Annotated in this window: 25 protein-coding genes; 13 read left to right on the top strand and 12 right to left on the bottom strand. The window is 68.5% G+C overall.

The window, feature by feature from the left end; all coding sequences use genetic code 11:
* Positions 1-47: 47 nt before the first annotated feature.
* Positions 48-1,115: a histidinol-phosphate transaminase gene (locus AB0N61_RS12910; RefSeq protein ID WP_363364611.1), complete on the bottom strand. Its 1,068-nt coding sequence runs from the start codon at positions 1,113-1,115 to the stop codon at positions 48-50.
* 63 nt (positions 1,116-1,178) lie between these two features.
* Between AB0N61_RS12910 and AB0N61_RS12905 the strand changes: the two genes are divergently transcribed.
* From AB0N61_RS12905 to AB0N61_RS12895, 3 genes are read left to right on the top strand one after another with little or no spacing between them, the layout of a single operon-like run.
* On the top strand, positions 1,179-1,385 hold the full coding sequence (locus AB0N61_RS12905; protein WP_167948147.1) for a ribbon-helix-helix protein, CopG family: 207 nt from the start codon (positions 1,179-1,181) through the stop codon (positions 1,383-1,385).
* Between the two features lie 3 nt (positions 1,386-1,388).
* Complete coding sequence (locus tag AB0N61_RS12900; protein ID WP_363364609.1) at positions 1,389-1,775, top strand: type II toxin-antitoxin system death-on-curing family toxin; 387 nt, start codon at positions 1,389-1,391, stop codon at positions 1,773-1,775.
* 34 nt (positions 1,776-1,809) lie between these two features.
* Positions 1,810-2,214 carry a phage holin family protein gene (locus tag AB0N61_RS12895; RefSeq protein ID WP_167948145.1) on the top strand — a complete coding sequence of 135 codons (405 nt, stop codon included), beginning with the start codon at positions 1,810-1,812 and terminating at the stop codon, positions 2,212-2,214.
* A 27-nt stretch (positions 2,215-2,241) separates the two neighbouring features.
* Here AB0N61_RS12895 and AB0N61_RS12890 read toward each other — a convergent pair whose 3' ends face one another.
* Both AB0N61_RS12890 and AB0N61_RS12885 read right to left on the bottom strand, forming a co-directional pair.
* Complete coding sequence (locus AB0N61_RS12890; protein WP_363364607.1) at positions 2,242-3,519, bottom strand: hypothetical protein; 1,278 nt, start codon at positions 3,517-3,519, stop codon at positions 2,242-2,244.
* Entirely contained in the window at positions 3,516-3,779 is a 264-nt protein-coding gene (locus AB0N61_RS12885; protein ID WP_363364605.1) for a hypothetical protein, read from the bottom strand. The genes AB0N61_RS12890 and AB0N61_RS12885 overlap by 4 nt, the downstream gene beginning before the upstream one ends.
* Positions 3,780-3,946: 167 nt before the next feature.
* Between AB0N61_RS12885 and AB0N61_RS12880 the strand changes: the two genes are divergently transcribed.
* Positions 3,947-4,486: a low molecular weight protein-tyrosine-phosphatase gene (locus tag AB0N61_RS12880; protein ID WP_363364603.1), complete on the top strand. Its 540-nt coding sequence runs from the start codon at positions 3,947-3,949 to the stop codon at positions 4,484-4,486.
* On the top strand, positions 4,483-5,865 hold the full coding sequence (gene purB, locus AB0N61_RS12875) for an adenylosuccinate lyase (protein ID WP_363364987.1): 1,383 nt from the start codon (positions 4,483-4,485) through the stop codon (positions 5,863-5,865). Before AB0N61_RS12880 ends, purB begins: the two co-directional genes overlap by 4 nt.
* Here the strand turns inward: purB and AB0N61_RS12870 are convergent.
* From AB0N61_RS12870 to AB0N61_RS12860, 3 genes are all read right to left on the bottom strand, one after another.
* A complete protein-coding gene (locus AB0N61_RS12870; protein ID WP_363364601.1) occupies positions 5,862-7,295 on the bottom strand; it encodes an MFS transporter in 1,434 nt (477 codons plus the stop codon). The genes purB and AB0N61_RS12870 overlap by 4 nt on opposite strands.
* A gap of 64 nt (positions 7,296-7,359) precedes the next feature.
* Positions 7,360-7,713 carry a hypothetical protein gene (locus AB0N61_RS12865; RefSeq protein WP_167948142.1) on the bottom strand — a complete coding sequence of 118 codons (354 nt, stop codon included), beginning with the start codon at positions 7,711-7,713 and terminating at the stop codon, positions 7,360-7,362.
* Positions 7,710-8,360 (bottom strand): acyl-CoA synthetase, encoded by a 651-nt coding sequence (locus AB0N61_RS12860; protein ID WP_363364599.1) that lies wholly within the window; start codon positions 8,358-8,360, stop codon positions 7,710-7,712. The genes AB0N61_RS12865 and AB0N61_RS12860 overlap by 4 nt, the downstream gene beginning before the upstream one ends.
* A 303-nt stretch (positions 8,361-8,663) precedes the next feature.
* Here AB0N61_RS12860 and AB0N61_RS12855 point away from each other — a divergent pair, with 303 nt between their 5' ends.
* Positions 8,664-9,572, top strand: a complete 909-nt coding sequence (locus AB0N61_RS12855) for a hypothetical protein (protein WP_167948140.1) — start codon at positions 8,664-8,666, stop codon at positions 9,570-9,572.
* Between the two features lie 18 nt (positions 9,573-9,590).
* Here AB0N61_RS12855 and AB0N61_RS12850 read toward each other — a convergent pair whose 3' ends face one another.
* On the bottom strand, positions 9,591-10,427 hold the full coding sequence (locus AB0N61_RS12850) for a sulfurtransferase (RefSeq protein ID WP_363364597.1): 837 nt from the start codon (positions 10,425-10,427) through the stop codon (positions 9,591-9,593).
* Between the two features lie 134 nt (positions 10,428-10,561).
* Here AB0N61_RS12850 and AB0N61_RS12845 point away from each other — a divergent pair, with 134 nt between their 5' ends.
* The 4 genes from AB0N61_RS12845 (at position 10,562) to AB0N61_RS12830 (ending at position 13,114) form a co-directional block, all read left to right on the top strand.
* A complete protein-coding gene (locus tag AB0N61_RS12845) occupies positions 10,562-11,449 on the top strand; it encodes a DMT family transporter (RefSeq protein ID WP_363364594.1) in 888 nt (295 codons plus the stop codon).
* A gap of 44 nt (positions 11,450-11,493) precedes the next feature.
* On the top strand, positions 11,494-12,153 hold the full coding sequence (gene ribA, locus AB0N61_RS12840; protein ID WP_363364592.1) for a GTP cyclohydrolase II: 660 nt from the start codon (positions 11,494-11,496) through the stop codon (positions 12,151-12,153).
* Positions 12,154-12,167: 14 nt separating this feature from the next.
* The gene (locus AB0N61_RS12835) at positions 12,168-12,641 is read left to right on the top strand and encodes a MarR family transcriptional regulator (protein ID WP_363364591.1); all 474 of its coding nucleotides are present in this window, start codon (positions 12,168-12,170) and stop codon (positions 12,639-12,641) included.
* A 107-nt stretch (positions 12,642-12,748) separates the two neighbouring features.
* Positions 12,749-13,114 (top strand): helix-turn-helix transcriptional regulator, encoded by a 366-nt coding sequence (locus tag AB0N61_RS12830; protein ID WP_167948136.1) that lies wholly within the window; start codon positions 12,749-12,751, stop codon positions 13,112-13,114.
* A 173-nt stretch (positions 13,115-13,287) separates the two neighbouring features.
* On the opposite strand, the gene AB0N61_RS12825 is transcribed toward AB0N61_RS12830, so the two are convergent.
* Entirely contained in the window at positions 13,288-13,881 is a 594-nt protein-coding gene (locus AB0N61_RS12825) for an ATP-dependent Clp protease proteolytic subunit (protein WP_363364589.1), read from the bottom strand.
* The gene (locus AB0N61_RS12820; protein WP_167948134.1) at positions 13,878-14,495 is read right to left on the bottom strand and encodes an ATP-dependent Clp protease proteolytic subunit; all 618 of its coding nucleotides are present in this window, start codon (positions 14,493-14,495) and stop codon (positions 13,878-13,880) included. The genes AB0N61_RS12825 and AB0N61_RS12820 overlap by 4 nt, the downstream gene beginning before the upstream one ends.
* Positions 14,496-14,632: 137 nt before the next feature.
* Between AB0N61_RS12820 and AB0N61_RS12815 the strand changes: the two genes are divergently transcribed.
* The gene (locus tag AB0N61_RS12815; protein ID WP_167948133.1) at positions 14,633-15,100 is read left to right on the top strand and encodes a hotdog domain-containing protein; all 468 of its coding nucleotides are present in this window, start codon (positions 14,633-14,635) and stop codon (positions 15,098-15,100) included.
* A gap of 125 nt (positions 15,101-15,225) precedes the next feature.
* Positions 15,226-16,113, top strand: coding sequence for a c-type cytochrome biogenesis protein CcsB (gene ccsB, locus AB0N61_RS12810; RefSeq protein WP_363364585.1), 888 nt, complete (start codon positions 15,226-15,228; stop codon positions 16,111-16,113).
* 65 nt (positions 16,114-16,178) lie between these two features.
* Here ccsB and AB0N61_RS12805 read toward each other — a convergent pair whose 3' ends face one another.
* The gene (locus AB0N61_RS12805) at positions 16,179-16,697 is read right to left on the bottom strand and encodes a hypothetical protein (RefSeq protein WP_363364583.1); all 519 of its coding nucleotides are present in this window, start codon (positions 16,695-16,697) and stop codon (positions 16,179-16,181) included.
* 131 nt (positions 16,698-16,828) lie between these two features.
* On the bottom strand, positions 16,829-18,628 hold the full coding sequence (locus AB0N61_RS12800) for a hypothetical protein (protein WP_363364581.1): 1,800 nt from the start codon (positions 18,626-18,628) through the stop codon (positions 16,829-16,831).
* Between the two features lie 184 nt (positions 18,629-18,812).
* Between AB0N61_RS12800 and AB0N61_RS12795 the strand changes: the two genes are divergently transcribed.
* Positions 18,813-20,522: an AMP-binding protein gene (locus AB0N61_RS12795; protein ID WP_363364579.1), complete on the top strand. Its 1,710-nt coding sequence runs from the start codon at positions 18,813-18,815 to the stop codon at positions 20,520-20,522.
* A gap of 76 nt (positions 20,523-20,598) precedes the next feature.
* On the opposite strand, the gene AB0N61_RS12790 is transcribed toward AB0N61_RS12795, so the two are convergent.
* The gene (locus AB0N61_RS12790) at positions 20,599-20,991 is read right to left on the bottom strand and encodes a hypothetical protein (protein ID WP_363364577.1); all 393 of its coding nucleotides are present in this window, start codon (positions 20,989-20,991) and stop codon (positions 20,599-20,601) included.
* Positions 20,992-21,039: the final 48 nt, after the last annotated feature.

The raw sequence follows: 21,039 nt of genomic DNA, 5'->3' as shown, positions 1-21,039 counted from the left end.
GTCCTCGCAACTGCCGGGAACCCGGAGAAACGGCGGAACGGCGCGGGTCAGCGCAGCGTCGAGGCGACCTCGAGCACCCGCCCGACGGACTCCTCCTCGCCCACGGAGATGCGGATGCCGTCGCCCGAGAACGGGCGCACGATCAGGTCGGCAGAGGTGAACGCGGCCGCGACCTCGTCGGTGCGCTCGCCGGTGGGCAGCCAGATGAAATTGGCCTGCGAGTCGGGGACGTCCCACCCCTGTCTGCGCAGCCCCTCGAGCAGGCGCGTGCGGCGCTCGACGATCACCGCGACGCGTTCGAGCAGCTCGGACTCGGCATCGAGGCTCGCGATCGCGGCGTTCTCGGCAGCTGACGTGACGGAGAGCGGGATGCCGGTGGCGCGCGCGGCATCGAGGACCTTCTCGTTGCCGATCGCATAGCCGATGCGCAGGCCCGCGAGCCCGTAGGCCTTCGAGAAGGTGCGCAGCACGACGACGTTCGGATGCCGCTCGAAGACCCGCTCGGCGAGACCGTCGACTGCTCCGGGCACCGTCACGAACTCGGCGTACGCCTCGTCGAGCACGATCAGCACGTCGGCGGGGACGCGCTCGACGAACGTCGCGAACTCGTCGCTCGTGATGATCGGGCCGGTCGGGTTGTTGGGCGTGCAGAGGATGACGGCGCGCGTGCGCTCGGTCACGGCCTCGGCCATCGCATCGAGGTCGTGGCGGAAGTCGGGCGTGAGCGGCACCTGCACCCCGGTCGCCCCCGCGACGAGCGGAAGGCTCGGGTAGGCCTCGAACGAGCGCCAGGCGTAGACGACCTCGTCGCCCACCGATGCCGTCGCCAGGATGAGCTGGTGGAGGATCGACACGCTGCCCGCGGCGACATGCACCTGGTCGGGCTCGACGGCGTAGCGCGCACCGAGGCGTTCGCGCAGGCGGCCGGCGGTGGCATCCGGGTACCGGTTGATCGGCGTCGTGTGCTGCAGCGCCGCAGCGACCGAGGGAAGCGGCTCGAACGGGTTCTCGTTGCTCGAGAGCTTGAACGCGTCCGGTCCCGCCTGCTTGCCCTGTCGATAGGGAGCCAAGGCGGCGATGGCGGGACGGATGCGCGGCAGGATCGGGTCGGTCACAAGCATGAGTCTAGATTCCGCGTCTCCCTCGCGGCCACGTACGGACGGTAGTACCATTTTGGTATGGCTATGACGGTGCGACTCCCCGAGCAACTCGATGCGCAGCTCGAGGAGATCGCCCGCGCCCGCCACACCTCGAAGCATGCGATCCTCATCGAGGCAGCGACGCGGTTCGCGAACAGCGAGACGAAGACGGAACGCGTGCTGTCGATCGCAGACGAGGTCGCGGAGCGCTATGCGGGCGCCCTCAAGCGGCTCGAAGACGCCTGATCCGTGACGGAGTACGTCGACCCCGAGCAGGCGCTCGCGCTGATCGCGAAGCTCGGCCTTCGCGTCCGCGACGAAGGCCTGCTCTTCTCTGCACTCGCTCGTCCTTCCGCAGGGATGTTCGGCACGGACGCCTATCCGTCGTTCGAAGCCAAAGCCGCCGCGCTCATCAGCTCCGTCGCTCAGAATCACTCGCTCTTCGATGGCAACAAGCGCCTGTCGCTGTATCTGACCTTCATCTTCATCCGACTCAATGGGTACGAACTCACTTTCAGCAACGACGAGGCGTTCGACCTCGTTCTCGACGTGGCGCAGAGTCGGATCGGTCTCGATGAGATCGCCTCGGTCATCAGAGCCCACATCCGTCAGTCGGCCGCAGGGACGTTCGACTGACTTCGCGCACCCCACATGGAAGACTGGACGGACTATGCGCTTCATCATCCGAGTCGTCGTCAACGCGTTCGCCATCTGGGTCGTGACGCTGATCCCCGCGCTGCAGGTGCAGATCCGCGCGTTCGCGCCGGGCGAGACCCTGCAGCTCGTGCTGACCTTGCTCGCGGTGGCTGCGATCTTCGCGCTCGTGAACATGATCATCGGCACGGTGGTGAAGATCGTCGCGTTCCCGCTGTACATCCTCACCCTCGGCCTGATCGGCTTCGTGATCAACGGCTTCCTGCTGTGGTTCACCGCCTGGATCACGAGCGGGTTCGGCTGGGGCCTGACGGTGGGCAGCTTCTGGTGGGGCGTGCTCGCCGCGCTCATCATCTCGCTGATCAACGGCGTCTTCGGCTTCATCCTGCGCCCCCAGAGCAAGAAGCAGCGCCGCGACTGACACGCACCACGCGCACCTTCGCGTGGGTCATCCGACCCGCTCGGCGTGGTACTCGGTGCGCTCGATCACCTCGGCGGTGTCGAGCTCCCGCCAGAACTCGTGCATCGCGTCGATCCGCGAGTCGCTCAGGTCATCGGCCGTCTTCGCCGTGTCGATGTACGTGTCGAGCTGGTGCGCGTCCAGCGTCAGATCCCCGAGCGTGTCGGACGGAGTCCCTTCGGTGCGGAGGGTCACGCTGTCCGGGGAGCCGGTCCCCTCGGGCGATCCCCCTCCCGCCAATCCGGAGACCATGTCGTCGGAGTGACGCAGCTGGATGATGGTCTGGTCGTCGTCGAGGGTCGGCTCCACCGGGCTTCCCGCGGTGATCTGCATCTGCACGTCGAATTCGCTCTCCATCGAGAGGTGCGCGGCGACCATGGCCGATTGCGAGTGCGCGATGACGTCGACCTCGTCGCCCGGCTTCGCTCCGGCCGCTCGGAGCGCGTCGAGCGTCGCCTGATACGACGACGACGTCTGCCCCGTATACAGCTGCGCGTTGGACCTCATGTCCCACGGCTCCTTCCCACCCGCGCCCGCACTCTGCGTTCCTTCCAGATAGGCGACGAATCTCGTGCTCCCATCGGCGAACGAGTACTTCTCCACGGCCACCTGCGCCCCGGCGGTGACCGGCATTCGCCCGAGGGCTCCTGCCAGGCCGGTCGGCGCCGCCGCCGGAGACGAGGTCTTCACGGGCGCGACCGAGACGGGGTCGGCCCTGCCCCTGAGCGTCTCGCCCGGCAGCACCTTGCCGAACCCCGAGAGCACCCCCACCAACGCCGCCGTCCCGAAGACCTGGTCGTACAGCGCCGGCGTCACGGCGTTGCCGGTGAGCCCCTCGAAACGTGTGGCCCGCCAGTGGGCGAGAAGGTCGTCAGCCATCTCCGACACGCGTTCATCCGTCGCGGCGAGTCGATCGGCGCGACGCATCAGCCGCTGCGCCGCAGTCGGATCGGTCTGCATGAGCATCTCGGCCTCCGCTCGCAGCTCGACGTACTCATAGGCATCGGCCATGAGAAGGGTCGATTCGGCGGACTCCTGGCACTGGGAGTGCAGTCGAGCCATGTGCTCGCCCGACGACCACAGCCCCACCGTGTCGACGTGCGCACTGAAGCCCGGGGTGTCGACGATGATCCGATGCGCGCGCATGATCGCCGAGTGCGCGTCGTCACAACGGGAGGCGACGGCATCGATGCGTCGAGCGACATCGCGCAGCACGTCGGGGTCGACGGAGATCGCTCCCCCGTGATCGATCGTCAGCCCGGTCACGAGACGTCGATCCTCTCGACCTCAGACTCACGGCTGCGGATCTCGGATGCCTCGATCCGCGCACCGCGTCGGAGATCCTCGAGCGAGTGCTGCATCGCGCGCACCCCATCCGAGTGCCAGTCGGTGTCGGCGGTGAGCACGGCGAGCGACGCGCGCGCGTCGTCCAGCGCCTCGACCGCTGAGCGGAGGGCCGCGAGGGTCTGAGTCTTGGCCCAGGCGGCGTCCGCAGCGCCGGTCTGAGCGAGTGCAAGAGAGTGCATGCGCCCAGCATCCGGGATCCATCGCCGTCACGAGAACGAAGACCGCCGCGGATCGCGAGGGGCGTGAGCAGGCCACGCAGCTGCGGCATCAGTGCAGAACGGGTGCGCCTGCCCGGCCCGATGTCCTCGGCATCGCGCGATCGGCCTCCGACCGGCAGAATGGGACGGTGACATCCCCGGATCCCTTCCGCGTGATCTTCGTGTGCACGGGGAACATCTGCCGCTCTCCGATGGCGGAGGTGGTGTTCCGCGATCTCGCGGAGCGTCAGGGCCTCGGTTCGCGGATTGTCTCGCGCAGCGCCGGAACGGGCGATTGGCATCTCGGCGAACGGGCCGATCACCGCACGCTCGACTCCCTCAGCCGCCGCGGCTACGACGGCTCGCTCCACCGCGCGAAGCAGTTCACCTTCGGCTCCTTCTCGGAGAACGACCTGGTCGTCGCCCTCGACCGCACCCATGAGCGCATCCTGCGGGAGTGGGCCGCCAATGAAGATGACGAGGGCAAGGTCACCCTGCTGCTCGCCTTCGACCCCGAGGCGCACAGCCAGGATGTGCCCGACCCCTACTACGCGGGTGCCGAGATGTTCGATTCGGTGCTCGGTATGATTGAGACCGCGACTCGCGGGCTGTTCCGCCAGCTCGAGCCGGCTCTCCGCCAGCCCCGCACGCCCCGCATTCCCGGGGCCCGATCAGGAGGACTCCCCTGACTTTCCAGCCTTCGCTCCCGCCCCAGCCTCTGAGCCCCCTCGACGGACGCTACCGCGGCGCCGTCACCGGCCTCGCCGACTTCCTCTCGGAGGCCGGTCTGAACCGCGCCCGCGTCGAGGTCGAGGTGGAGTGGCTGATCGCGCTCACCGACCGCTCGCTCTTCGAGACGAGCCCCCTGTCGGATGTCGACAAGGAGCGCCTGCGCTCCCTCTATCGCGACTTCGGTCAGGCGGAGATCGACTGGCTCGCCGAGAAGGAAGCCGTCACGCAGCACGATGTGAAGGCCGTCGAGTACCTCGTGCGCGACCGCCTCAGCGCTCTGGGTCTCGACTCGATCGCCGAGCTGACGCACTTCGCGTGCACGAGCGAGGACATCAACTCGGCGTCCTACGCCCTGACCGTGAAGCGTGCGGTCGAGGAGGTCTGGCTGCCGGGTCTCGACGTCGTGATCACGAAGCTCCGCGAGCTGGCCGCCGAGCACGCCGACGCCGCGATGCTCTCCCGCACCCACGGACAGCCGGCGACCCCGTCGACCATGGGCAAGGAACTCGCCGTCTTCGCATGGCGTCTCGAGCGCGTGCGCGCGCAGATCGCGGCATCCGACTACCTCGCCAAGTTCTCGGGTGCGACCGGCACCTGGTCTGCGCACCTCGCCGCCGACCCCGACGCCGACTGGCCCACGATCTCGCGCGAGTACATCGAGGGTCTGGGCCTCGGTTTCAACCTGCTGACCACGCAGATCGAGTCGCACGACTGGCAGGTCGAGCTCTACGACCGCATCCGTCACGCGGGCGGGATCCTGCACAACCTCGCGACCGACATCTGGACCTACATCTCGCTCGGCTACTTCGCGCAGATCCCCGTCGCGGGTGCGACCGGGTCGTCGACGATGCCGCACAAGATCAACCCGATCCGGTTCGAGAACGCCGAGGCGAACCTCGAGATCTCGGGTGCCCTGCTCGCGTCCCTGGGTCAGACGCTCGTGACGAGCCGCCTGCAGCGCGACCTCACCGACTCGACGACGCAGCGCAACATCGGCGTCGCGTTCGGACACTCGCTGCTCGCGATCGACAACCTGCGTCGCGGCCTGAACGCCATCTCGCTCTCGCGCGATGTGCTGCTCGCCGACCTCGACGTGAACTGGGAGGTCCTCGCCGAGGCGATCCAGACCGTCATCCGCGCCGAGGTCGTCGCCGGCCGTTCCTCGATCACCGACCCCTACGCGCTGCTCAAGGAGCTCACCCGTGGGCACCGTGTCGGCGCCGCGGACCTGGCGTCCTTCGTCGAGGGACTCGAGATCGGGGATGCCGCGAAGCATCGCCTGCTCGCACTGACGCCCGCCTCGTACACCGGCATCGCCGAGCAGCTGGCGCGCTAGGGGCGCGATCCGCCCGAGTGCGCGCCGGCCGGATCGCGCGGCATGAAGGCCGCAGCGATCAACGTCAGCACCGCCACGATCGCGGCGGCGATGAAGACCCAGACGGATGCCGAGATGATGGTCGCCGGGTCCTCGGGACCCGCGCCCTGTGCGATGACCGAATTCGAGATGGCGCCGAACACGGCCACCCCGAGCGCGCTGCCGGCAGACCGGGCGAAGGCGTTCATGCCGGTCACGGCACCACGCTCGCCCCAGCCGACCGAGGCCTGAGCCGCGATCAGCGTCGGGGCAGCGCTCCATCCGAGGCCGAAGCCGAGCACGAACGCGACGGCCGCGATCATGAACGGGTTGGGCCAGGGCGAGACGACCGCCAGCGCGACAGCCGCGACGGCCGTGATCGACATCCCGGTGAGCGCCGTGCGACGGAATCCGATCCGCATGTAGAGCCGACCCGCATTCGCGGCGGCGAGCGGCCAGCCGAGGGTGAGGGCGGCGACCGCCAGACCCGACAGCAGCGGCGCGATGCCGATGGACCCCTCGAGATACGCGGGCGCGAAGCTCGTCACTCCGGTCATCAGAGCGCCGATGCCCAGCGAGACGATCGTCGTGGTGAGGATCAGCGGGCGCGCAGCGAGGCGCAGGTCCACGATCGGCTCCGCGGCTCGGCGCTCGACGAGTCCGAAGGCGACGAGCGCTGCGGCGCCGACCCCGAAGCAGACGGCACTGGGGATCGAGAGCCACGCCCAGGCGTTGCCGCCCTCCAGCATCCCGAGGATCAGCCCCGTGAGACCGAGCGTGAGCAACACGGCGCCGGCGTAGTCGATGCGATGACGCTGCGTCTGCTTCTCTTCGTGATAGCGCCGCAGCAGCATCCACCCCGCGATCAGACACAGCGGGATGTTGACCCAGAAGATCCACCGCCAGGCGTCGAGCTGGGCGAAGACGCCGCCGAGCGCCGGGCCGACGACCGACGAGATCGCCCACACGGATGCGATGTAGCCCTGCACCTTGGCGCGCTCCGCGACCGTGTAGATGTCGCCGACGATCGTCATCGACATCGGCGCGACGGCGCCGGCGCCGAGACCCTGGATGATGCGGAACACGATCAACGCCGTCATGCTCCAGGCGAAGCCCGACAGCACGGAGCCGAGCAGGAACAACGCGATGCCGAGCAGGATGATCGGCTTGCGGCCGACGGTGTCGGCGAAGCGCGAGTAGATCGGCACGCTGACCGCCTGCGCGAGCAGGTAGACCGAGAAGAGCCAGGGGAACTGCTGATAGCTGCCGAGATCGCGGACGATGCTGGGCACGGCGGTCGCGAGGATGGTCGCGTCGATCGCGATCAGGCCGGTGGCGAGCATGAGAGCCCCGAGCACCGGGCCTCGTTCCGATCTGAGTCCGATGGAGGCGCGGTCGATCGAGGCAGTCACTACAGTCACAAGCCGTCGCAGCTCGGGACTATTCCGATCGCGACGCGGAACCTCGGGGGCCGGATCAGGACGCTGCGGTGCGGCCCGTCTGATCTGCGTCGGGCTCGTCGGGCGTCTCGCGGTCGAACAGCACGGGACGGTCGACCTCCTTGGTGACCTCGGCCGGGTCGACCACGAGGATCAGCATCGCGAGGAACAGCAGGGTGACGATGAACGCGCCGCCTCCCACCACCAGGCCGAGCGCGATGGGCGTCAGACCCTCGTAAGTGCCGTTCGCGATCGCGGTGTTCACCCGCGCGGTGAAGGCGCCCGTCGACACGAGCGTCACCACGGCGGCGAAGACACCGCAGCCGAGGGCGATGCCCAGCAGGTGCAGGGGGCGCAGGATGTCGCGTCGGGTGGGCTTCTCGTCGCTCATCGCTCTCCTCCGTGCCCGGCGGGGGCCGGGTCGTTCTCGGTCGTGTGCCCGGCCTCGACAGCATCCGCTCGCTTCGGGGTGAGTCCGGCGATGCCGAGGAAGACCGCGACGATCGCCGCGTATCCGCCGAACATGCCGACGCCGAGGATGATGCCGGTCAGCTCGAAGGCGCCGGCTCCCTCGATCGCGTACGGCTGCACGAAACCGGCCGGGATCGCGATCAGGAGCACGGCGAGCAGCAGCCCGAAAGCGCCGAGGGTGATCGAGTCGCGCGCGGTCGCCTCGCCGGTTCTGCGCGCGCGGAGTCCGACGACGAGCTCGAGGATGCCGGTCGAGACCGCCCAGGCGATCACGACGACGAAGAAGAGGTCCTCGGTCCGCCACGCGGGAACACCGGCGGTCATGCCGGCGACGAAGCTCAGCAGAGCGAACACGACGGACGGCCAGCGCCCACCGGCCGGATAGACGAGCCATGCGGCGACGATCATCACGAGACCGGTCGTGAGCACGAAGCCGCTGAAGACGGAGAGACCGACGGCCGCCGAGTGGTCGGGCGAGAAGGTGATCATCACGGCAGCGGCGGCGGCGAAGAGCGCGCGCAGCAGCTGAAGGTGACGCACGGTGAACGCGCGGGCGGTGGCAGACATGACGATCGAGGGTCCTCCGGGGGTGTTGTTCCCAGTCTACGCGGGGGCGCTGAGTGGGCGCCGACACCGGAGAGGTGTTCGCGGGGCCTGAAGGATCTCCCCAGATCGATCGTCAGGCCCCGCGACAGAACGCAGCGACGGGGGCGACACTGCGTCGAGCCGAGTGGTCGCGAGATCGGGCACCCTGCCCACGACTGCTCAGCCGATAGACCCCAGAAATAGCACCTCGTCCCCTACGCGATGCTGGTGTGGTCGTATGCTCACTCTAGGGCTCGATTCTTCACATACCGAGGGGGTGCTGTGATGAGTGTCGAAAGTGGCATCCGCCGATATACCGATGTGTTCGCGGGGTCGTTCCGCGATGCGATCAATGCGCGTGGGTTGACTCTGGCGCGACTGCACGAGCAGCTGCGCGCTCGGGGCAACAGCGTGTCGATGGCGACGCTCAGCTATTGGCGCTCCGGAGCGCGTCGCCCCGAGGGAGCGCAGTCGATGGCAGCCCTCGGCGACATCGAGCAGCTGCTGCACCTCGAGCCCGGCTCTCTCACCGCGCTGCTGGGAACGACGAACCGCACCGGTCCGCTCGGACCCAATCTCTTCCCGCTCGACGAACAGGAGCTCGAGGAGGCGGTCAAAGACGCCTTCGCCGCTCTCGGCGCCGAGTATCCCGACACGTCGCGCGAACTGACCACGCACTCCGTGACGGACGTGGATGCCGCGGGCAACGTGTCGTACTCCATCACGCGCAGCATCGTGCAGTCGACGGTGGGGACGGTCACGTCGATCCCGTTCCTCGAGATGACGCCAGGCATCCGCACTCCCGCACCTTTCATCGAGGCCGTGGCCGGAGGGCACATCGCCGCACGGTATTCGCACCCCAACGGAGAGGTGCACGGCGTGCTGTTCGAACTCGACGTTCCGCTGACGGCACCGGCGACCGCGATGGTCGAGTGGTCGGTGTCGTACCCGCCTGACTATCCGCCGCAGCGAGAGACGGGTCACGCCGTCGCCCGACAGGCCAGGGAGCTGCTGGTGTGGACGCGATTCCACCCCGACGCTCTGCCCGACCGCATCGAAGAGCGCGTCGAGACGCCGGACGGCTCGACCCTCACCGAGCTGTCGCTCGAAGGCCGCACGTCGGTGCACCAGGTGCGACGCGCATTCGGCCCCGGACTCCTCAGTGTCGCCTGGAGCTACGCCGACGGGCGCTGAACTCAGGCGCCTGCACGCTCAGCCCGGCTGGTCGCCGACCGCGACCGGACGCCCCGGGGTGTTCGACCACTGACTCCACGAGCCGGGGAACACCTTCGCCTCGATGCCGATCTCCTCCAGCACCAGCGCGGTGTGCGCCGCGGTGATGCCCGAGCCGCAGTAGGCCGCGACGGGCGTCCCCTCCGTCACCCCGACGGCGGCGAAGGTCGCCTGGAGGGTGTGCGTGTCGAGGATCTTCCCCTCGGCATCCAGGTGAGCCGCCATCGGGACGTTGAGCGCCCCCGGGATGTGTCCGGCGATCGGGTCGAGCGGCTCGTTCTCTCCGCGATAGCGATCGGGCGCGCGCACGTCGAGAAGCACACCGGTGTCGGAGAAGGAGGCCGCCTCGTCGATCGAGATCGCATCGCCGCCGATCTCGTCGAGGATGACATCGCCCGGCTCCGCCTGCACATCATCGTCGGCGATCGGAAGCCCGGCGGCCGTCCACGCGCGGATGCCACCGTCGAGCACACGCACGTCGACGCCGCCCTGGCGCAGCAGCCACCAGGCCCGCGATGCGCTGAGCCCCTTCGCGTCGTCGTACGCGACGACGACGTCGCCCCGATTCACACCCCACCGCCGAGCGGCATCCTGCAGCGTCGCTGTGGAGGGCAGAGGATGACGGCCTTCCGTGGGCTCCCCGTGGGTGGCGAGCTCGGTCGCGAGCGGCACGAAGACGGCGCCGGGAATGTGACCGGCGAGGTAGTCCTCGCGGCCATCGGGCCGGTCCAGTCGCCACCGCACGTCGATCAGGCGCACGGGGGCGTCGGACTCCAGCAGGTCGTGCAGTTCGGCGGCGCTCACGAAGTTGCTCATGCTCCGAGGCTATCGAGGCGCCGTTCCCCGCACTCACCCGTCTGTCTTCCATCGACATATCCGGCGGTTCGACGATTCGAAACAGCGGTCGGCGCGGCGCTAGGCTCGACCCGGCCGCGTCGAGAAAGGACAGCATGTCCACTCGATTCCGCTTCATGAGCCTGCGCCCACAGGAGATCGCCCTGATCGCCGTGACGGCCGTCTGGGGCAGCACATTCCTCCTCGTGCACTGGGCGATGCAGCACTCGGGGCCGTGGTTCTTCGTCGGCATCCGATTCCTGGTCGCCGGCGCGATCAGCATCGTCATCTTCCGTCGAGCCCTGCGCGGCATCCGCTGGCGCGACATCGGCGCCGGAGTCGCGATCGGCGTGATGATCTACCTCGGATACGGTCTGCAGACCGTCGGGCTGCAGACCATCGACTCGAGCACCTCGGCATTCATCACCGCGATGTACATCCCTCTCGTGCCGCTCGCGCAGTGGGCGGTGTTCCGCAAGCGTCCTCCGGCCATGGCGTTCGTCGGCGCTGCACTCGCCTTCCTCGGCCTGCTGCTCATCGCCGGACCGGACGCCGTCGCCCTCACTCTCGGATCCGGCGAGATCCTGACGCTCGTCAGCACGCTGCCCATCGCCGCCGAGATCATTCTCATCAGCGTCTTCGCCGGACGGATCGATCTCGGCAGGATCACGATCATCCAGCTCCTCACCGCCGGGGTCCTCGGCATCCTGACCATGCCGGTCGTCGGCGAGAGCGTGCCCGAGTTCTCCTGGATCTGGGTCGGCTGCGCGGTCGGACTCGGCGCGGCGAGCTGCATCATCCAGCTCACGATGAACTGGGCGCAGAAGTCCGTCTCGCCGACTCGCGCGACGATCATCTACGCCGGCGAGCCGGTGTGGGCGGCCGCGATCGGGCGCGTCGCCGGCGAGCGCCTGCCCGTCGCCGCGCTCATCGGCGGAGCACTCGTCGTGCTCGGCATCCTGGCCAGCGAGCTCAAGCTCGTGCGCCGTCCCTCCTCGGACTAGTGCGCCGCAGGGAATACCGGCGGCGACGGCGCGTTGCACCCCACATGATTGAAACTTCAACCGTCGTTCCGGTCGCCTCAGAGCGCACGCGCGTGCGCGTGCCGATGCGCTTCGCGGACGGATTCTCGACCACGGCGGATGTCGTCACGTTCGACGGCCTGGTCGATGGCCGTGAGCACCTGCTGCTCGGGCTCGGCGACTGGAAGGCCGCCATGCAACGCGCGGCGAACGGCGGTGACGCACCCCTCGTGCGCCCGCACAGCGAGTGCCTCACCGGTGACGTGTTCGGCTCGGAACGCTGCGACTGCGGCCCGCAGCTGCGCGAGGCGGTCGAGCGCATCGCGGAAGACGGCGGGTTCCTCCTCTACCTGCGTCAGGAAGGTCGCGGCATCGGCCTCTACGCCAAGCTCGACGCGTATGCGCTGCAGGATGCCGGCCTCGACACCTATGAGGCGAACGTCGCGCTCGGTCGTGGTGAGGACGAGCGCGACTACACCGTGGCCGCGCAGATGCTCCAGGCGCTCGGTGTCGACAGCATCCGCCTGCTGAGCAACAACCCCGACAAGGGGGCGCAGCTCGAGGCGCTCGGCATCCGCGTCACCGAACAGGTGCGCACCGGCGTGCACCTGTCGGACGCGAACCACCGCTACCTCGAGGCCAAGCGCGACCACACCTCGCACACGCTCGACCTGTCTGCGGCGTGAGCGGAGCGGGCGTGATGAGCGAAGGGGCGATGAGCGATCGGCGGCTCGACGACGCCGAGATGCAGACGTGGCTTCCCGCCATCCGCTTCGTGCAGCTGCTGCCGCAGGTGCTCGATCGCACGTTGAAGGCCGAGACAGGTCTCAAGCACTCGCACTACGCGATCCTGGTGACGCTCGCGGGCCAGGGCGATCGCGCGATCCCGATGACCGAGCTCGCGCAGATAGCCGGGCTCAGCCGCTCGAGGCTCAGTCATGCGATCGATTCGCTGGAGGACCGCGGCTGGGTGACGCGCACCTCATGCAGCAGCGACAAGCGCACGCTGACGGCCGCACTGACGGATGCCGGTCGTGACCTGCTGCGGGCGGCGGCGCCCGTGCATGTGGCCCAGATCAGAGAACTGATCCTCGATCCGCTCACGCCCGACGAACAGCAGCAGCTCGGCACGATCCTCACCAAGCTGCTCCCCGGCGTCACCGCGGCCCTCTGAGTCAGCCGACGCCCCCGATCCGCACCCCGTCCGAACCCGCCGAGTCCCGTTTTCTGCTCTGAGCAGAACGCCTCGAGTCCGCCGTCGGCGTCGGATTATCGTGAGGCATGGCCGACCTCGTCCCGTTCCCCCGTGCACCTCGTCCTGCCCGACCTGCTCGCCCTCGTCGGAACGATCCCGAGCCCCTGTGGCGCCAGATGGTCGGCGACCAGCTGCGGCGTCGACGACACGACCGAGACGAGACCCTGACCGAGACCGCGGGGAACGCCGGAGTATCGCCGCAGTATCTGTCCGAGGTCGAGCGGGGACTCAAGGAGCCGTCGAGCGAGATGATCGCCGCGATCGCCGGCGCCCTCGACACCTCGCTGATCGAGCTGACGAGCGCCGTGGCCGACGAGCTGCGACGGTCGACGGCGGCTCCGGCATCCGCTGCGGTGTCCCTGGCCCGCGGGGCCTTCGCCCTCGCCGCCTGACGAGTCGTCCCGTCCGTCTGTCCGTCTGTCCGCCTGTCCGCCTGTCCGTCTGTCTGTCGGTCTGTCCGTCTGCAGGACCTCGGCACGGATGCCGGACCAGAACGGCCGAATCATCCCGCATCCGTGCCCCGATCCTGCAGACGTGCAAAGACCGAGACGAACACCGGGCCCGTTCAGGCAGCCCGCTCCCCCAGCAAGGTGTCGATCAGGCCGTAGTCACGGGCGGCGGATGCCGTGAACACGCGGTCACGGTCGGTGTCGGCGCGCAGCTCGATGAGCGCGCGTCCGGTATGCCTGGCGAGGATCGACTCCATGTCGGAGCGCACGCGCACGACCTCGTCGGCCGCGAGGATGAGATCGGGGATCGCACCGCGCGACTGACCCGCCGGCTGATGCAGCACGATTCGGGCATGAGCGAGAGCAGAACGCTGCCCCGGTGCTCCCGCCGCGACGAGCAGGGCCGCCGGGCCGATCGCCTGGCCGACGCAGGTCGTCGCGACCGCCGGACGCACGTGCTGCATCGTGTCGTAGATCGCGAGCGCCGCCCCCGGGTCACCGCCCTCGCTGTTGATGTAGAACTGGATGCCGGACTCCTGACTGTCGGCATCGAGATGCAGCAGCTGTGCGATCAGCGCATTCGCCACCCCCGCGTCGATGCCCGTGCCGAGATAGATGACCCGCTCGGCGAGCAGGTGGGAGTAGACGTCCATCACGCGTTCACCGCGCGGATGCTGGGCGATGACATTCGGGATCGTGTAGCCGCTCATGCGCTCGCCCCCAGTCCGACGCGGGCCCGCCGACGCGGCATGAGGTCGGCGAGCGAGTCGACGATCTCGTCGATGAAGCCGTACTCCTTCGCCTGCACCGCCGTGTACCAGCGGTCGTGCAGCGAATCGTCGAAGATGCGCTGCACGGGCTGGCCGGTGTCGGCGGCGATCAGCCCGAGCACCGTGTCGCGCATGTGACGCAGGTCGTCGGCCTGCGTCTCGAGCTCACCGGCCGAGCCGCCGATCCCCGCAGACCCCTGATGCATGAGGATGCGCGCGTGCGGAAGCGCCCTGCGCTTGCCCCTCGCGCCGGCCGAGAGCAGGAACTGCCCGGCGCTGCAGGCGAGTCCGAGAGCCAGGGTCGAGACGTCGTTGGGCACCAGCGACATGAGGTCGCGGATCGCGAGCATCGACGGCACCGAGCCGCCGGGCGAGTGGATCCACAGGGCGATGTCGGTCGTCGGATCCTCCGCCGAGAGGGTCAGCAGCTGCGTCATCAGCAGTGTGCCGTTGTCGTCGTCGAGGGCGCCGTCGAGCACGAGCACCCGTTCATGGAACAGTGCGCGACGCGCCTCGGGTCCGAACTGCGGGATGGGGTTGTTGTCTTCGCTCATGGCCCCAGCATCCGTCGTTCGGCGGCGGGCCGGGGGCCGATCCGCCCTGGGCAGATCAGCCCACGGCAGACGACGGATCGGCTGCACGGATGTGCATCCGTAACACCGCCGACTCACGAGGCTCCTACCCTCGAAGCATGGCGAAGCAGAAGACACCCGAGTGGCAGTGGTCCGAAGACGGCATCAACTTCCGCACCCGCAAATGGGTGAAGCCGGAAGACCTCAACGCGAACGGGACCCTGTTCGGGGGCAGTCTCCTGAAGTGGATCGACGAGGAGGCGGCGATCTACGCGATCGTGCAGCTGGGCAACTATCGCGCCGTGACGAAGCACATCTCGGAGATCAACTTCGAGGCCTCGGCCGTGCAGGGCGACCTGATCGAGATCGGCCTGCAGGCCACGCATTTCGGCACCACGTCTCTCACCATGCGCGCCGTCGCCCGCAACATGATCACCCGCAAGCGCATCCTCACGATCGAGAAGATCGTCTTCGTGAGCCTGGACGAAGACGGCACGCCGACGCCTCACGGCTACGAGGAGATCACCTACAACCGCGACCGGATGCCGACCGAGCGCATCGCCACGGGTACCATCCGCCTGCCCTAGCGCTGAACGCACCGAAGCCGACAGACAGCGCAACTTATCGTTTCACGAACGCATTCCGGAATACCGCGCGAGATAACCCCTGATCGGGGAAATCAGCCGTGACGTGATCCTAGGCTGGCCGAATCATGGTCGCCGAAAACCTGTCTCTTCTCTGCGTGTGGACGGCGATCGCAATCTATGTCATTGCATTTCTCTTCTACGGCGCGGACCTCGCGCGACGTGCTGATTCGAGCGCTCTCCGTTCTCTCGCGCTTTCGACGCCTGCAAGGATCGGGACCTCACTCACGGGGCTCGCTTTCCTGTGCCATGTCGCTGGAACCGTCCTTCGGGGGGTCGCCAGCGGCCGCGTACCCTGGGCGAACCTCTACGAGTTTGCGATGACGGGGACGCTCCTGCTGGTGCTGGTCTACCTCGTGAGTCTCACCCGAATGGATCTGCGATTCCTCGGCACCTTCATCACCGGATCGGTGGTGGCCCTGCTCGGCCTCGCGACCTCTGGGTTCTATGTCGAGGCCGGACCGCTCGCCGAACCGCTGAAGTCGGTGTGGCTCGTCATTCACGTGCTCGTCGCGTCTCTCGCGACCGCCATGTTCGCCATTGCCGCGTCATTGTCGGTCGTTCAGCTGCTCCAAGCTCGGCGCGAGACTGCCTTGTCCGCCGCCAACGGGCTCCTGGCGCGAGCGCTGCGAAGCGTACCGTCGAGCGCACGAATCGAGGGGCTCGCTTACCGGTGGACCGCCTACGGCTTCGTTCTCTGGACCTTCACTCTGATCGCCGGCGCGATCTGGGCGCAGAGCGCATGGACCCGGTATTGGGGCTTTGACGTGAAGGAGACCTGGACGTTCATCATCTGGGTGCTGTACGCCGGATACATTCATGCTCGATCGACTCGCGGATGGCGCGGCAGGCGGTCGTCATGGCTGTCGATCGTCGGCTTCAGCGCTGTTCTCTTCAACTACACGGTGGTGAATATCTTCTTCAAGGGTCTCCACGCCTACTCGGGTCTTTCGTGAATGTCAGACCCACGGAAGTATCAAGCAGGGTCCTCCGAGCAAATGCCCGGAGGACCCCTCAGAAGCTACGACCCGTTCGCCCACCCGCTGCAGGTCTTGGCTCCGCCACCCCCGAGGTCTTGAACACAGGCCCGGATCTGGTACGAGGCAGGCATCGACACAGTCTTCACGGATTGGTTGTTCACGCCTCGCGACTCTGTGACGGAATAGACCGTGCTACCCGCTGATGCCCTGATCTCGGCGATCGCGGACTTGCCGTCGGATTGCGTATCCGAGACCGAGAGTCGGTCGGAGCTCGTAATGTAGTAGGCCTGAGCTCCCACGATCGCATTCCCCTGATCGGCGGCCGCCGTCATCGCTGGCGCAACAATCAGCACGGCAATTGCACCGACGGCGACCAGGACATTTCTAATCGTCTTCATTTCTTCATCCTCTGTTCGATTCGCCCGAATGAGCGTGGTCGAATCATCAATCGAGGCATCCATAATGGCGATATGATTTCGATTTGCTTCCATACGAGGAACTAATGCACGCTGATCTACTGCCACATTGAGATATCGCCACACCTCACGGCTGCGGCGCACACAGCGAAGGAGACCTCCCGTATCGAAGGACCATCCGACGGATCGGGTCCTTCTGAACGAGAGATCTCCTTCTCAGCGCGCGTGATTCGTGCGGCGCCACGGCAGCGCTGCTGCGCCGCGGCGGGGCCGACTCAGTCCGTCGCGCGGCTGTGGCTGACCCGGTGGCCGATCCAGAAGCCCAGGGCGATGAGTCCGGCCAGAGCGATGCCGAGCATCCAGGGCAGCATCGAGGGCGCCGCCCCCGCCGTGGCGGTCGCGAGCGTGCCCGATCCATCGGCGATCAGGCCGTTGCCGTCAGCAAGGTCTGCGGCCCCCGCCTCCAGCGTGTCGCCGCCCGCGGCGAGATCGCCGGTGCCGGCAGCGACAGTCGCTGCGCCTTCCGAGAGTTCGCCGACGCCGGCGCTCAGATCGGATGCGCCGCGCGTCAGTGTGTGGGTGCCCTCAGCCAGGGCGGTCGCACCCTCGTCGAGGCTCGACGCGCCCGCACTGAGCCGCACCGAACCGTCCTGCAGCGTCACGGCGCCGTCGGCGAGGGTGTCGAGACCGGCGGCGAGCCGATCCGCACCGGCCCACAGCTCGGCGGTGCCCGACTTCAGGGGCTGCAGACCGGTGGCCAGCGCCAGCGCCCCGCCCGAGAGCTGGGACGCGCCCTCACTCAATGGCTGGACGCCGTCCGCCAGCTTCAGCGCCCCGGCGGAGACCGCCGAGGTGCCCGCCTTGAGCGCGCCGACGCCCGACTCCAGCGTCGACGCACCGGCGGCGAGACCCGAGGTGCCGGCCTTCAGCTTCTGCACGCCGGCGACGAATGCCGGGGCACCTGCGGCTGGGTCGGCGAGGGCGACCGTGCCGGGCCACCCCTGCGCGGGGTCGCCGTGGACCAGCGCGTTCGCACCGCCCGCGACGAGCTGCGCACCGGCCGCGGCCTGGATGGTCCCCTGCGCGAGAACGGGCGCTGCCGCGGCCGCTCCGGCGATCCCGTCGACCTGCGCGTCGACGCCGGCGGCGAGGGCCGCGAGCTGCTGCAGCTGGGCGTTCGCCGGCTCGGCGGCGGCGAGCTGCGCCAGCGCGTCGGCCAGCTGCTGGGCATTGGCCGGTGCGCCGTTCGCCGCCGCGGTGATCGCCGACACCGTCGCGGGGTCGGCGAGGGCCTGGAGCTGCGGGGTCACGGCACCGCTGATCGTCGAGCTGAGCCGGTTCGCCCCCTCGGAGACCTGTCCCGCGACCTGGTGGGCGCCGACGACCCCGGCGGCGAGGCTGGTCGCACCGTCGAGCACCGACTGAGCCCCCGCGTCGACCTGCTGCGCCCCGTTCGTGAGGTCCTGTGCGCCGACGACGAGCGTCTGGGCTCCGCCGTCGACCTGCTGAGTGCCCGCCGACACCTGCTGCGCACCGTCGAGCGCGGCCTGCGCACCGGAGTCGATCTGCTGGGCGCCCGCCGAGACACGCTGCGCACCGTCCAGGGCCGACTGCACGCCGGCATCCGCGGTCGCGAGCCCGGACTCGAGACGCTCGGCACCCGACAGTGCCGACAGAGAACCGGCGCTGAGTCGTGCGGCACCCGCCGCGGCGTTGGATGCGCCGATCGCGAGGGTGTCGGCGCCTTCGGCGAGCGCGGCGGCTCCGGTGGATGCGCTCAACGCGCCGGTGGCGAGCTTCTCGGAGCCGGCATGAGCGCTCGTGGCGCCGGCGGCGAGCCGCTCCGTGCCTGCGGCGAGTTCGTCGGCACCCGCCGAGAGTTCTCCGGCGCCGGCGGCGAGCTCGGTCGAGCCGTCACGGGCGGTCGTCGTTCCGTCGGCGAGCTCCGCGGCACCGGCCGCGATCTTGCCTGTGGTCAGGAAGAACAGGATCACCATCGCGGCCAGCAGCAGGCTGAGCACGATGACGGCGATGCGCATGCCGATTCCGTGCGCGTGGGGTTTTGCACTCGTCATTGAGGACTCCCGGGGTCAGTGGCGTCGTTGCCACCGGCGAGTGTATGGGCCGGTTCTCAGGTGCTACACAGGTTTGACGTGTGAAACCAGGTTCCAGCGATGGTGGCATCGAGTTTCTTGTCGGGTTCGCACAATCGCTGCCGGTGCGAAGATGGAACCCGTCTGTCGAGCAGAGGAGCCCAGAATGAGCCGCAGCGCCACCGCAGCCACGACCGCGATCAGAGAGATGCGTGACTTCCTCTTCGCGAACGCGACGGACTACGCCGCGGCACGCGAGGGGTTCGCCTGGCCGAGACCGGCGGAGTTCAACTTCGCGCTCGAATGGTTCGACGTGATCGCCGGCGAGAGTCCCGACCGCCCGGCCGTGCAGATCGTCTCGGCCGATCTGAGCCTGCAGTCGTGGACCTACGGAGAGCTGTCCAGCCGCTCCGACCAGGTCGCTGCCTGGTTGACGGACCTCGGCATCGGCCGCGGCGACCACGTCATCGTGATGCTCGGCAACACCATCGAGCTGTGGGAGGTGATGCTCGCCATCACCAAGATCGGCGCGGTGTCGATCCCGACCTCGACCCTGCTCTCGGCATCCGACCTGGCCTACCGCGTCGAGCACGGCCGCGCACGCGCCATCGTGACGCTCGGGAGCCTCGCCGAGCGCATCGTCGACATCGACCCCGGCGTGCTGCGCATCGGGGTGGGTGACGGCATCCCCACCGGGTGGACGCGCTTCGCCGACTCCGACCACGCCCCGACGACCTTCGAGCCGGATGCCGCCACGCCCGCCGACGACACGGCCCTGCTCTATTTCACGAGCGGCACGACCAGCCGCCCGAAACTCGTGCAGCACACCCACGTGTCGTATCCGATCGGCCACCTGTCGACCCTGTGGTGGCTGGGCGTGCGCCCCGACGACGTGCACCTGAACATCTCGTCGCCGGGGTGGGCGAAGCATGCGTGGTCGAGCTTCTACTCGCCGTTCCTCGCCGAGGCGACCGTGTTCGTCTACAACTACGACCGGTTCGACGCGAACACCCTGATGCAGGTCATGGACACGCATCACGTGTCGACCTTCTGCGCTCCTCCGACGGTGTGGCGGATGCTGATCCAGGCCGACCTCGGCCGGCTCACCCATCCGCCGCGCGAGCTCGTCGGAGCGGGCGAACCGCTGAACCCCGAGGTCATCGACCGGGTGCGCGAGGCGTGGGGCGGCACGATCCGCGACGGCTTCGGTCAGACCGAGATGACCGCGTGCGTGGGCAACTCGCCCGGTCAGGTCGTCAAGGTCGGATCCATGGGGCGACCTCTGCCCGGATACCCCGTCGTGCTGCTCGACCCCACCACCGGCGAGCTGGCCGAGCACGAGGGGGAGATCGCGCTCGACCTCGCGCACGCTCCCGTCGGGCTCATGGCCGGGTATTACGACGACCCCGAGAAGACCGCCGAGTCGCGCGCCGGCGGATACCACCACACGGGCGACATCGCTCAGCGGGATGCCGAGGGCTATCTCACCTACATCGGCCGCGCCGACGACGTCTTCAAGGCCTCGGACTACAAGATCTCGCCGTTCGAGCTCGAATCAGTGCTGCTCGAGCACGACCTGGTGATCGAGGCGGCGGTGATCCCCAGCCCCGATCCGATTCGACTCTCGGTGCCCAAGGCGTACGTATGCCTGCGACCCGACGCAGTCGACTCCGACGCCGAAGCCGCCCGCTCGATCTTCGCGTACGCCCACGACCGGCTGTCATCGCACCTGTGGGTGCGCATCATCGAATTCGTGCCCGAGCTGCCGAAGACGATCTCGGGCAAGATCCGCCGCGTCGAGCTGCGCGCCAGGGAGGCCGAGCGGGTCGCGTCCGGAGACGAGGCCGCCCAGCATCGCGACCGCGACTACCGCTGAGCGACCGCGACTACCGCTGAGCGACCGCGACTACCGCTGAGCGGCGGCGAATCGCCCCTCGGCTCGGCCGGGTCGCTCAGCCCGCGAGCGCGGGCAGGCTGCCGGTGCTCGGCGCCTTCGTGGCCTTCGGAGCGACGGCCGGTTCCGGGGCGTCGACGAGCGCCTGGATCCGCGCCGCTCGGGCGGACTCGCGCGCCGGTTCACCCGCGTTCACGACCCCGCGCACCACCGCTCCGATCACCAGCATCGCGACGAGCACGACGCCGGAGACGAGCAGCGGCGTCCACTGGTTCGCGAACGATGCGGTGAAGCTGAGCATCGCGCTCGGGATCCACAGACCCACCGCTCCGCCTGCGAGTCCTGCCGCTCCCCGCATGATCGCGACGCCGGCCACGATCGCGCACAGCGCCGCGAGCACGGCCCCCACCACTCCGATCGGCACCAGTATCGATGCCAGTTCGTTTGCCATCCTTGACGATGTCATGACGACCCCCCGGTCCGCGGAATCTCCGCATCA

The sequence above is a fragment of the Microbacterium sp. NPDC089320 genome, assembly GCF_040684875.1.
Taxonomy (GTDB): Bacteria; Actinomycetota; Actinomycetes; order Actinomycetales; family Microbacteriaceae; genus Microbacterium.
The sequence above is the reverse complement of the archived record's forward strand: the minus strand, read 5'-3'. Positions and strand labels throughout refer to the sequence as shown.

Bases quoted from the DNA above. Each gene is read 5' to 3' on its own strand.
- AB0N61_RS12830 (WP_167948136.1), top strand. From the start codon at position 12,749: ATGGCCGACCTCGTCCCGTTCCCCCGTGCACCTCGTCCTGCCCGACCT.
- AB0N61_RS12845 (WP_363364594.1), top strand. From the start codon at position 10,562: ATGTCCACTCGATTCCGCTTCATGAGCCTGCGCCCACAGGAGATCGCC.
- AB0N61_RS12800 (WP_363364581.1), bottom strand. From the start codon at position 18,628: ATGACGAGTGCAAAACCCCACGCGCACGGAATCGGCATGCGCATCGCC.
- AB0N61_RS12850 (WP_363364597.1), bottom strand. From the start codon at position 10,427: ATGAGCAACTTCGTGAGCGCCGCCGAACTGCACGACCTGCTGGAGTCC.
- AB0N61_RS12795 (WP_363364579.1), top strand. From the start codon at position 18,813: ATGAGCCGCAGCGCCACCGCAGCCACGACCGCGATCAGAGAGATGCGT.
- AB0N61_RS12855 (WP_167948140.1), top strand. From the start codon at position 8,664: ATGAGTGTCGAAAGTGGCATCCGCCGATATACCGATGTGTTCGCGGGG.
- AB0N61_RS12885 (WP_363364605.1), bottom strand. From the start codon at position 3,779: ATGCACTCTCTTGCACTCGCTCAGACCGGCGCTGCGGACGCCGCCTGG.
- AB0N61_RS12865 (WP_167948142.1), bottom strand. From the start codon at position 7,713: ATGAGCGACGAGAAGCCCACCCGACGCGACATCCTGCGCCCCCTGCAC.
- AB0N61_RS12820 (WP_167948134.1), bottom strand. From the start codon at position 14,495: ATGAGCGAAGACAACAACCCCATCCCGCAGTTCGGACCCGAGGCGCGT.
- ccsB (WP_363364585.1), top strand. From the start codon at position 15,226: ATGGTCGCCGAAAACCTGTCTCTTCTCTGCGTGTGGACGGCGATCGCA.
- AB0N61_RS12895 (WP_167948145.1), top strand. From the start codon at position 1,810: ATGCGCTTCATCATCCGAGTCGTCGTCAACGCGTTCGCCATCTGGGTC.
- AB0N61_RS12835 (WP_363364591.1), top strand. From the start codon at position 12,168: ATGAGCGAAGGGGCGATGAGCGATCGGCGGCTCGACGACGCCGAGATG.
- AB0N61_RS12825 (WP_363364589.1), bottom strand. From the start codon at position 13,881: ATGAGCGGCTACACGATCCCGAATGTCATCGCCCAGCATCCGCGCGGT.
- AB0N61_RS12905 (WP_167948147.1), top strand. From the start codon at position 1,179: ATGGCTATGACGGTGCGACTCCCCGAGCAACTCGATGCGCAGCTCGAG.
- AB0N61_RS12815 (WP_167948133.1), top strand. From the start codon at position 14,633: ATGGCGAAGCAGAAGACACCCGAGTGGCAGTGGTCCGAAGACGGCATC.
- AB0N61_RS12790 (WP_363364577.1), bottom strand. From the start codon at position 20,991: ATGGCAAACGAACTGGCATCGATACTGGTGCCGATCGGAGTGGTGGGG.
- AB0N61_RS12860 (WP_363364599.1), bottom strand. From the start codon at position 8,360: ATGTCTGCCACCGCCCGCGCGTTCACCGTGCGTCACCTTCAGCTGCTG.
- ribA (WP_363364592.1), top strand. From the start codon at position 11,494: ATGATTGAAACTTCAACCGTCGTTCCGGTCGCCTCAGAGCGCACGCGC.